General features: G+C 36.5%; 12 protein-coding genes. All 12 read left to right on the forward strand.

Annotated features, from left to right (window positions below; all coding sequences use genetic code 11):
- The first annotated feature begins 11 nt into the window (after positions 1-11).
- Positions 12-1,274, forward strand: a complete 1,263-nt coding sequence (icd, locus tag ACFVT8_RS00945) for an NADP-dependent isocitrate dehydrogenase (RefSeq protein ID WP_349659215.1) — start codon at positions 12-14, stop codon at positions 1,272-1,274.
- A gap of 316 nt (positions 1,275-1,590) precedes the next feature.
- Complete coding sequence (gene mdh, locus ACFVT8_RS00950; RefSeq protein ID WP_387082356.1) at positions 1,591-2,529, forward strand: malate dehydrogenase; 939 nt, start codon at positions 1,591-1,593, stop codon at positions 2,527-2,529.
- An 87-nt stretch (positions 2,530-2,616) separates the two neighbouring features.
- A complete protein-coding gene (locus ACFVT8_RS00955) occupies positions 2,617-2,784 on the forward strand; it encodes a hypothetical protein (protein WP_387082355.1) in 168 nt (55 codons plus the stop codon).
- 164 nt (positions 2,785-2,948) lie between these two features.
- Entirely contained in the window at positions 2,949-3,443 is a 495-nt protein-coding gene (locus tag ACFVT8_RS00960; RefSeq protein ID WP_387082354.1) for a hypothetical protein, read from the forward strand.
- A gap of 216 nt (positions 3,444-3,659) precedes the next feature.
- Entirely contained in the window at positions 3,660-4,100 is a 441-nt protein-coding gene (locus tag ACFVT8_RS00965) for a MaoC/PaaZ C-terminal domain-containing protein (RefSeq protein ID WP_387082353.1), read from the forward strand.
- Between the two features lie 52 nt (positions 4,101-4,152).
- Positions 4,153-4,869, forward strand: coding sequence for a response regulator transcription factor (locus tag ACFVT8_RS00970; protein ID WP_100544894.1), 717 nt, complete (start codon positions 4,153-4,155; stop codon positions 4,867-4,869).
- Positions 4,866-6,401, forward strand: a complete 1,536-nt coding sequence (pnpS, locus tag ACFVT8_RS00975; protein ID WP_387082352.1) for a two-component system histidine kinase PnpS — start codon at positions 4,866-4,868, stop codon at positions 6,399-6,401. The genes ACFVT8_RS00970 and pnpS overlap by 4 nt, the downstream gene beginning before the upstream one ends.
- Positions 6,402-6,972: 571 nt before the next feature.
- A complete protein-coding gene (locus tag ACFVT8_RS00980; RefSeq protein WP_079561583.1) occupies positions 6,973-7,341 on the forward strand; it encodes a CidA/LrgA family holin-like protein in 369 nt (122 codons plus the stop codon).
- The gene (locus ACFVT8_RS00985; protein ID WP_387082351.1) at positions 7,338-8,051 is read left to right on the forward strand and encodes an LrgB family protein; all 714 of its coding nucleotides are present in this window, start codon (positions 7,338-7,340) and stop codon (positions 8,049-8,051) included. Before ACFVT8_RS00980 ends, ACFVT8_RS00985 begins: the two co-directional genes overlap by 4 nt.
- 174 nt (positions 8,052-8,225) lie before the next feature.
- Positions 8,226-9,215: an FtsH protease activity modulator HflK gene (gene hflK, locus ACFVT8_RS00990; protein ID WP_387082350.1), complete on the forward strand. Its 990-nt coding sequence runs from the start codon at positions 8,226-8,228 to the stop codon at positions 9,213-9,215.
- Entirely contained in the window at positions 9,215-10,225 is a 1,011-nt protein-coding gene (hflC, locus tag ACFVT8_RS00995; RefSeq protein WP_387082349.1) for a protease modulator HflC, read from the forward strand. Before hflK ends, hflC begins: the two co-directional genes overlap by 1 nt.
- A 712-nt stretch (positions 10,226-10,937) precedes the next feature.
- On the forward strand, positions 10,938-11,369 hold the full coding sequence (locus ACFVT8_RS01000) for a DNA polymerase I (protein ID WP_387082348.1): 432 nt from the start codon (positions 10,938-10,940) through the stop codon (positions 11,367-11,369).
- Positions 11,370-11,502: the final 133 nt, after the last annotated feature.

Genomic DNA, 11,502 nt, shown 5'->3' on the forward strand with positions numbered 1-11,502 from the left:
AGGCAACATCAATGTCAAACAAAATTGTAGTTGAAAATGGCGTACTTAATGTACCAAACAATCCAGTGATTCCTTTCATCGAAGGTGACGGAATTGGTCCAGATATTTGGGCTGCAGCATCACGCGTAATCGACGCAGCAGTAGAAAAAGCTTACAACGGTGAAAAGAAAATCGAATGGTTAGAAGTTCTAGCTGGTGAAAAAGCATTCAACCAAACTGGTGAATGGTTACCACAAGAAACTTTAGACAAAATTAACGAATACCTAATCGCAATTAAAGGTCCTCTTACTACTCCAATCGGTGGTGGTATCCGCTCTCTAAACGTAGCATTACGTCAACAGCTTGACCTATATGTATGCTTACGTCCAGTACGTCACTTTGATGGAGTACCTTCTCCAGTTAAACGTCCAGAAGACGTTGATATGGTTATCTTCCGCGAAAACACAGAAGACATCTACGCTGGTATTGAATTCGAATCTGGCTCTGAACAAGCACAAAAAATCATCAACTTCCTACAAACTGAATTTGGTGTTAACAAAATCCGCTTCCCAGAAACTTCTGGTATCGGTGTAAAACCTGTATCTAAAGAAGGTACTGAGCGTTTAGTACGTTCTGCTATCGAATATGCTATTAATCATAAACGCCCATCTGTTACTTTAGTACACAAAGGTAACATCATGAAATTCACTGAAGGTGGATTCAAAAAATGGGGTTATGAATTAGCTGAAAAAGAATTTGCTGATCAAACTTTCACTTGGAACCAATATGATGCTATTAAAGCTGAACAAGGTGAAGAAGCAGCGAACAAAGCACAAGCTGACGCTTTAGCAGCTGGTAAAATCTTAGTTAAAGATTCTATCGCTGATATCTTCTTACAACAAATCTTAACTCGTCCAAATGAGTTCGACGTAGTTGCTACAATGAACTTAAACGGTGACTATATCTCTGACGCATTAGCTGCTCAAGTTGGTGGTATCGGTATCGCTCCAGGCGCAAACATTAACTATGTAACTGGACACGCGATCTTCGAAGCTACTCACGGTACAGCTCCAAAATATGCTGGTCAAGATAAAGTAAACCCATCTTCAGTATTACTTTCAGGTGTATTAATGCTTGAACATTTAGGATGGCAAGAAGCAGCTGACATGGTTACTAAATCTGTAGAGAAAACAATCTCTTCTAAAGTTGTAACTTACGACTTCGCTCGTTTAATGGACGGCGCTAAAGAAGTAAAATGTTCAGAATTCGCTACTGAATTAATCAAAAACCTATAATTTTCTATTCTAAAATAGAAATTATAGTTAAAGCGGAAGTATATTCTGCCGATATAATTAGGGAAATGTAAATTTCTATTGACCTTAGCTTAATAAAATATTTACGATGAACTTGTTTAATCGAGGGAGGAGAATTTATTCTCCTCCCTTTTTTAAATTCTTTCAGCGGGTGTTTAAACACCCGCTGAAAGAAGCCTCCGGCGGATGTCACGGAATCGGAAAGGAGTTTCTTTGTGCTTGCACAAAGCCGATTCCTGATGCAATTATGCCGAGGCATAATTGATTATATAACCTAATTTTAAAGGAGCGTATTCGAATGTCTCTGAAACGAAAAAAAATCTCAGTAATCGGTAGCGGTTTTACTGGCGCTACTGCAGCATTTTTAGCAGCTCAAAAAGAACTTGGTGATGTAGTGTTAGTGGATATTCCTCAAGCTGAAAACCCAACAAAAGGTAAAGCTCTAGATATGTGGGAAGCTGCACCAGTGCAAGGCTATGATTCTTATGTTAAAGGTACTTCTAATTATGCGGATACTGCAGATTCTGATGTAGTAATCATCACTGCTGGTGTTGCTCGTAAACCAGGTATGAGCCGTGACGATCTTGTTCAAATCAATCAAGATGTAATGAAAGCTGTTTCTAAGGAAATTGCTAAGTACTCACCAAATGCAACAATCCTCGTTCTTACAAACCCAGTTGATGCAATGACTTACACAGTATTCAAAGAAACTGGTTTCCCTAAAAATCGTGTAATAGGTCAATCAGGTGTACTTGATACAGCTCGTTTCTGTGCGTTTGTAGCAGAAGAACTGAATATCTCTGTAAAAGATATCACTGGTTTTGTGTTAGGTGGCCATGGTGATACAATGGTGCCACTAACTCGCTACTCATTCGCTGGTGGTATTCCATTAGAATCATTAATCCCGGCGGATCGTCTTGAAGAAATTGTTGACCGTACACGTAAAGGCGGCGCTGAAATCGTTAATCTTCTTGGTAATGGTTCTGCATATTATGCTCCATCAGCGGCGCTTATTGAAATGGCGGAAGCTATCATTAAAGACCAAAAACGTATACTTCCATCTATTGCATACTTAGAAGGCGAATATGGTTACAATGATTTATATCTAGGTGTTCCGACATTATTAGGTGCAAATGGTATAGAGAAAATCTTTGAGCTTGATTTAACAGACAATGAAAAAGCAGCTTTAGATAAGTCGGCAGAGGCTGTCCGCGAAGTTATGAAAGTTTTAGCTTAATAAAAGTTTATGAAATCGAGTGGGATTCATTCCTACTCGATTTTTTTTTTAGTATTGAGACATCAAAAAGTAGGACGAACAGTGCGTGTGTCAAAAAGGATATTCTTACAAATTATAGAATGCTCAGCAAACTGCCCAACGCATAATGAAGAATATTATAATCAATTTGACAAGAGCTATAGTATGCATATTGATAAAGGCTCATCACTATTAATGGACGGGTTACATGAAGTAGAAATAAAGGTTTTTTATTGATGAAATATCGTTAGTTGTTTCATCCACTACAGGCTGACTATTAAGTATTGAAGGATCTAATATGGTCTTTATATTTTCACTAATACATCCTAAAATCCGGAAAATTCTTTAACGTGTGATATAATATTTACAGAATATTTAATTTATTTTGAATAGGGGGATAAATGAAGAATATAGCTGGTATTAGTATGATAATGATATTAGGTATTTTAATAAGTGGATGTATTGAAGAGAGTGAACAACAGGGAAATAAAATAGAACCGATTGAAATCAATGTGGAAGTAGATAGTAATAATAAAGATAAATTATTTAAGGAATTCGAAAAACGAGTCCCTGATGCTACAGTGTACAATGATGCATTACTTGATATTGATGGAGATGGAATTGAAGATTTAATAGTAATTTATGATACACCTGAAAAAAAGGTGAACTTTGCTATTGTAAGAGAGAGTAGTGTTACAAGTAGTGCACTTGAAGGTGATGATTATTCTTTTACTTATGTTTTAGATTCTCTAAAAGTTTATAAATCCCCAAAAAAATTCATTATTACATTGTATGACAAAACTAAAAATTTTACTGTCGATTATGAAATAACTATGGTCTATGATAAAGAAATAAAAGCTACAACTTTAAAAATTAAATCAATGAATGAGAGATGAGAAACACGTAGCGAAAACGATACTGAATAATTAAAATGAAGAAAAAGGATGTATATGCTGACGCATTAAAGACAAACCATGTAACTGCCGCTTCGCTTTCGCACAGAAAAACAATGTTGCTGAATGACGATAAAATGGTTCTTCTGCTTTTCGTTGTACTTTTGGAATAAAATTGATACTATGAAGGTATATGATAGAAAAGGGGTTGGCGTATTTTTGCTTCAAAAAAACAGTAAGCTTGGTCTCACTATTGATGAAATTACAGTTGGCGAGAAGATTCATATTACCGAAAAGATAGAAGATAAGGATTTACTGCTTTATTTAGGACTTACGAATGATAATAATCCGCTTTATATTCAACATGATTATGCAGCGATGACACCTTTTCAAAAGCCAATCGTACCAACAATCATGTTAAATGGTATTATTACGTCAGCTGTGTCAAAGTATATTCCTGGGCCAGGTGCACGAATTATTGAGCAACATATAAAATATTTAGAACCGCTCTATCATTATGAATTATTTGATACACTATTAGAGGTAACAGAAGTCAATAAATTACAAAATACAATTACTGTATCGGTACACTCTTATAATGAGCAGAAGCAACTTATGATAGAGGGTACTTTGCTGGTGACACCACCATTCGCTTTATAGACGTCTTGAGATTTGAAATGGGGGTTTCAAATCACTAACGGAGGCTTTACACATGACAAAAACGATTTTAGTTGTAGAAGATGAATTTTCTATTGCGACATTATTGAAATATAATTTAGAGCAGGCTGGATATGTAGTAGAAACAGCTGCAGATGGTCAAGAGGGTCTTGATAAGGCAATTGACATACAGCCGGATTTAATTCTATTAGATTTGATGCTTCCAAGGCTTGATGGTATGGAAGTTTGTAAACAAATTCGTCAACAGCGTATGAATACACCTATTATTATGTTAACAGCAAAGGATGACGAGTTCGATAAAGTACTTGGTCTAGAACTAGGGGCAGATGATTATATGACGAAGCCTTTTAGTCCGCGCGAAGTGTTGGCACGGGTAAAGGCTGTTTTGAGACGTTTTACACAAAATGTAGTGCCTGAAGAGAAGAATGGGCCACAAGAGAAAATGTATGAATTTGGACAATTACGTGTCTTTCCAGAGCGTTTTGAAGTATTTTTACAGGATGAGGCACTGGAATTTACACCAAAGGAATTTGAGCTACTCATTTATTTACTTGAAAATAAAAATCGCGTTTTAACACGCGATCAGCTATTAAGTGCTGTATGGAAGTATGACTTTGCTGGTGATACTCGAATTGTGGATGTGCACATAAGCCACCTTCGCGATAAAATCGAAGAAAATAGCCGTAAGCCGATGTTCATCAAGACAATTCGCGGCCTTGGCTATAAATTCGAGGAGCCGAAGACGACATGAAATCAATGAGCAACCGCTTATTCTTGACATTCATGCTATTGCTTGGATCTATATTAGCTGTCCTAATGATTGTTATAGGTCAGCTTTTTCCTGTTTATATAGAACAGTACAATGAGCAGGCTAGTTTACAGATGCAAGAATCCATTAACCAAGTATTAGATGAACGAAAAATTGAACTATCAAAAGAAGATAAAGAGGCACTGTATACTGCTCAAAACATAGAGGCAACAGATTCTCTAATATCATATGTTCATGCGCGACTTTATGTTGTGCTAGCGATTCTTTTTATAATAGCACTTATTTTAATGGCTATTGTAAGTCGCTATATGATTCGAAATTTCACTGCTCCTATTGATAACGTGACAGATACAGCACTTGAACTGGCGAAAGGAAATTATCGTGCTCGTGCTCATGAAAATGAGCATGAACGCATGATGCCACTTAGTCACTCCATCAATATTTTAGCGCGTAACTTACAGGATATTACGACGATTCGCGAGGTAGAAGAGGAAAGACTTAAAACGTTAATTGAAAACATGGGAAGCTCCCTTATGATGATTGGGCGTGAGGGGAATATATCTATCGTAAACCGTGTATTTTTAGAGCGTTTCGGTATGCAAATTGATGATGTTCAAGGAAAAGTCTTCCGTACAATTGGCTTACCTAAATCACTTGAGCAATTTATCGACCATGTGTTTCTAACAGAAATGCCTTATCGTCAACAAATTAAAATGGAGGTCCAACAGGAGCTATATAATAAGGAAGTGTATGGTGCGCCTGTAATAGGAGATCATGGTCGATGGCTTGGTGTAGTTATTGTTATGCATGATATTACGGAGCTTGTTCGTTTAGAGCAGATTCGTAAGGACTTTGTAGCAAATGTATCCCATGAATTGCGTACACCTATTACATCTATTAAAGGTTTTTCTGAAACTTTGCTGGATGGTGCGTATAAGGATGAAAAAATGTTGCTATCTTTTTTAGAGATCATTTATAAGGAAAGTAACCGTCTACAGATGCTTATCCAAGATTTACTGGAGTTATCGAAAATTGAACAGCATGGTTTTACCGTTAATATTATGCCAATGGGCTTGCAAGATGTACTTATACGAGGAGCAGAGCTGACAGGACCACGTCTGGATGAGAAAAATATGAGCTTTCATGTTGATATTGAACGTGATGTTCAAGTTATGGGTGATGCCAATCGTATTATTCAAATTGTTACTAATTTAATTACCAATGCCATTACGTACTCTCCAGAAAATACAACCGTTACGATTCGATTGAAGGAAAATGAAACGCACGGCATTCTTGAAATAGAAGACCAAGGTATAGGGATAGAAAAGCATGAAATTGCCCGTGTCTTTGAACGATTTTACCGTGTGGACCGTGCGCGAAGCCGGAATTCTGGGGGGACAGGGTTAGGGCTTGCTATTGTGAAGCACTTAGTAGAAGCGCATCATGGCCGCATTCAGGTAGAAAGTGAAGTTGGCGTCGGGACAAAAATGATAGTCATGATTCCGAAAAATTAACGAATTCTTTACAAAAGCACAATTTTAGATTCACAATAGGGATTTATACTTGTTAGTAGAAACCCCCCTATATTATTAAGACTTTAAAATAGCCAAAAAAATCTTTAGATAAAGATTTTTTGATTGTGTTGCTTAGTTATCGCCAATAGGAAGAATCTATTACCAAACTTTTTGGTGGTAGATTCTTTTTCTGTTTTACACGTAACGTAAATAGGTGTAAAGTATAGTAGCATAATATTCAACTAATAAGAAATGTAATGATTGTTAGTTCATAGTGTTGATAAAACAGAATGGAGATGTAGAGCTTTAAATGAGGGGGATTTCTGTCTGGCACGCCCCTAGGAAAGCGCTCAGTCGGAACGGAAATCAACCACTCGTTTTACCGATAAACCATAATTTAATATGACATCTAATTTCTTTAATACAATTCGACAACATGAACTAACAATCAATGTACTTGTTAGTTGAACCAATCGGGCTTTATACGGTCAGCTAATAAGCCCACTTTATTTAGAAGTGATTTATATTACTGATCGTAAAAGCGGGATAAAAAATTGAGAGAAGGATGACCATGAAAATCGTCAAAAGTATCGTGCAAATCGGTTACCTGTATGTAATTTTATTTGTTGGGAATAGTATTGCACGCCTACTTCACTTGCCGATTCCAGGGAGCATAATTGGACTAGTCTTATTGTTTTTACTTTTGCAGTTTCATATTATTAAGCTTGAATGGATTGAGCTAGGTGCAGGTTTATTACTTAGTGAATTATTACTATTTTTCATTCCATCTGCTATCGGAGTAATCGATTATACTGCATTATTCGGTGTGCAAGGTGTGAAAGCTGTGCTTGTTATTGTATTGAGTGCCATAGTTGTAATGTTTGCAACAGGTTTCACAGCACAATTGCTAGGGCAACGAAAGAAAGGTGATACTGCATGAGCTTGTTAATAGCTATAGTAAGTTTACTAGGTACTATTGCAGTTTTTTATACTAGTAAAATGTTTTATAAAAAGTATCAGAAGGAATGGTTAACTCCTATACTGATCACACCATTAGTGGCAATTATCATCTTGCTACTAACGGGTACATCCTATAAATCTTATAATGCAGGGGCCGGTATTTTATCAAATTTACTAGGGCCAGCAACAGTTGCATTTGCGGTACCAATTTATAAAAATTTTAACCTATTGAAGAAACATGCTTTTGAAATTGTTCTAAGTATTGCAGTTGGCTCAGCTGTTGCTATTACATCATCATTTATCTTTGCTGTATTAGTAGGATTAAATAATGAGCTTGTGCATAGCATAGTTCCACGCTCAGTTACTACACCAATAGCGATGGACATTTCCAATATGATTGGTGGCTCTCCTACCCTTACTGCAGTTTTCGTTATGGTAACTGGTATTTTAGGGAGTCTAATAGCACCGCTAGTTATTAAAGTATGTCGTTTCCATCGACCATCCTCTAGAGGTCTACTGTTAGGAATGGGAGCGCATGGTACGGGTACCTCTAAAGCATTTGAATTTGGTGAGCTTGAAGGTACTTTTGCAAGTTTAGCTATGATTGTAGCTGCGTTAATTAGCATTGTTTTATCAACAACATTCTTCCCAGCATTTGAACATCTAGTTATCAATATCCTGTTGCCTTAAATGGTAGCAGGATTTTTTAGTTCTATTTTATTTGGAGGGCCGGTGCAAGAACGTTTGGTGAGCTTGCTCCTTATGTCAAACTGCCTAAAATAAAAAATGGTTTATTAAAATATTTTGAAACTTTTTATAAAGTGTCCCGTATACAATAGTACCAAGCATAAGGGAGGATTAGACATGAGTGTGAAAAGGTCACTAATGATGGTGGGACTTGGTATTTTCGGCATTGTTGCACTTATTGCGGTATTTACATCATGGTACACGGTAGATGAATCAGAACAAGCAGTTGTCATTACGTTCGGTCGTGCCGATAATACAGTAACAGAACCAGGTTTACATTTTAAATTACCTTGGCCTGTACAATCGGTTGAGGTTTTATCGAAGGAAACATTTAGTTTACAGTTTGGCTATAAGCAAAATAAAAATGGGGAATTGGAAGCTTATGATGCTGAAACGAAAATGATTACAGGCGATGAGCATATTGTTTTAACAGACCTTGTAGTTCAATGGAAAATTACTGAACCGAAAAAGTATTTATTCAGCTCACAAGATCCAGAAAAAATATTACATAGCGCTACGTCGAGTGCGATTCGATCAATTATTGGAAGTTCAAAAATCGACGCTGCGTTAACAGAGGGAAAAGCGGACATAGAAGCAAAATCACGAGATTTACTCGTTTCTCTTATTGAAAAATACGATATTGGTATCAGTATTTTAGGGGTAAAACTACAAGATGTAGAGTTACCGAATGCAGATGTGCGAGCAGCCTTTACAGCTGTTACAGACGCGCGTGAAATGAAAAATACAAAAATTAATCAAGCAAAAAAATATAAGAATCAGCGTACTAATGAGGCTGTAGGTGAAAAAGATGCTATCATCTCGAAGGCTCAAGGTGAAAAAACAGCCCGTATTGAGCAGGCTCAAGGGGATGTAGCTGTCTTTAATAAAATGTATGAGCAATATAAGGGTAATAAACAAATTACACGTGAGCGTTTAATTTTAGAAACGCTTGAAAATGTTTTACCTAAAGCGCAAATTTATATTATGAATGATGATGGCAGTACAATGAAATACTTGCCTCTTCAAGCATTGCAACCTGCAAAACAGGAGACACCTGCAGCACAGGAAACACCAAAAGAGGAGAAAAAAGAAGGGGGCGGTAACTAATGGACCAAAAAAATAAGGATCTTGAAAAATTCCTCAATTTTTTATCAGGTAAATCCAAAAATACTGCTCCAAAAGAAGAGGATACAGTGGATAATGTGGTCAAAATGTCGAAAAAAGGCCCGTTGAATCCGAAAAAATATATTTCTCTTGCTGTAACATTAACAGCCGTTTTTGCTATTGCCATAATATTATTTGCTAATGTTTATATAGTTAAAGAATCCGAATACGCAGTTGTAAGACAGTTTGGAGAAGTTGTGAAATTTCAGAGTGAGCCTGGCTTGAAAATAAAGGTTCCATTTATTCAAAGCGTAACGAAGCTACCAAAAAACCAAATGACGTATGAAGTTTCTGAAGAAGAGATTAATACAAAGGATAAAAAACGAATTATTATTGATAATTATGCAGTTTGGCATATCACAGATCCAAAGCAATTAATTTCAAATGCAGGAACAATTGAAAAAGTTGAATCACGTATGGAAGAGTTTATTTATTCAGTTATTCGTTCAGAGCTTGGTCGAATAGAATATAAGGCGATTATTAATGATGAAGATTCTTCACGCGGGAGTATCAACGATCAGGTAACTGCACGTGTCAATGAATTGCTTTCAAATGATAAGTATGGAATCGAAGTAATAGATGTTCGTATTCGTCGTATCGACTTGCCAACTGTAAATGAGCAATCCGTGTTTACAAATATGATTTCGGACCGTGAATCAATGTCGCAAAAATATCTATCAGAAGGTGATGCTCAGAAACGCCGTATTGAAGCTCAAACTGATAAGGAAGTTCAAGAAATGCTCGCAACAGCGAAAAAGGATGCAGCATTGATTCAAGCGGAAGGTGAAGCAGAAGCGGCTAAGATTTACAATAAATCGTTCTCTCAAGACCCTGAATTCTATTCATTGTACCGTACATTAGAATCATATAAGAAAACTGTAGGTGAAGATACGGTCATTATTTTACCATCCACTTCACCATATGCGAAAATATTATCTGGCTATATAAAGTGAAACTTTAATCAGTGGGGGTTTTTTTCAACCCCCACTGATTATTAGTCTTCACCAATCGGGCTTTTACGGGCAGTTAATCTCCCGCTTAACTTCTTTGCTTTCGGAATTTTGTACCTGACGCTTCACTTTGGTATAGATAAATTACTGCCCGTTAAGCGGGATAAAATAATACTATTATTCTTGCAGGGGTAAGCATATGAGGTCGTCTCAAACTTTTTGAGACGGCTTTTTTATACTTTAGTAAGGTGGAGGGACTTTAATGAATGGCAATAAGTTGATTGGAGTGGAGACTGGGTGACTCCTTGGGAATTAGCAATAGAGGAACGAAGGCTAAAACAATCACGTTCTGTGATAACGCCAGCGTGACCAACATCGTGTTGCTGCCGCTACGTTAGCACTACGCTTTCGCACAAAAAACATCTGTTGGCCCAAGCGGCTCATCGGACGCCCTCAGGACTCTGCTCTGTGCGAAAGCGAAGCGACAGCAACAACAACAACAACAAAGCGCCCATTCGGAACGGAAATCAACTTCACGTTAGGGTGATAAGCCTTCATTGTTTGAATTCAGGAAATTTCGATATTTTTTATAAATATCTTTCGATTATCGATGATATGATATGAAAATGATAGAAATTTATAATTTTGTGTTTCGTAGATGCCTATTATCTGATAGAATGATAATGTTCAGAATTAAAAAATGGGGGTAATAGTTGTGAAATTGCAAATTAGCAAGTGGCTCCAAAATTTATTGATAGCCTGTAGTATTGCATCGTTATTTACACTTTTCTTCCGTCTATCAGATTTTGCATGGATCACAAAAAGTGTTTATCATATACCAGTATTTTTTGTTATTTTGTTTTTATTAGGTTTAGTTATTGCGGAGGATGTACGAAAAATATTTAAAAAAATATTTTGGTATGAAAAACGCAAAGTTAAGCGTCCTATATGGCAAGTTGGGATCGGCTTCATTTTCTTCTTAGCGCAAATCGGCACTGTAATGGTGTTCGATACAGAGCTTACACATCCACAGCTTGGTGGTATGCCATTATTTTTAGTATTTGCCTTTATGAATGCTTTTATTTTGACAGTCATATATGAAGAGATTTTCTATCGTAGAGAAAAAACTAATAATGCCAGTGAATAACATAGAAGAAGTCAATTACAATGAGTAATTGGCTTTTTTTGTGTAATTAATCGTAAGCTAAGCTATTGTTGTAGAAAATTTGGCGATTTTCATCGTTATGATTGGTAAAATAACCGTTTTCTCGATAAAGTAA

Origin of the sequence: Lysinibacillus sp. NPDC058147 (assembly GCF_042884205.1) — a bacterium.
Lineage (GTDB): Bacteria > Bacillota > Bacilli > Bacillales_A > Planococcaceae > Lysinibacillus.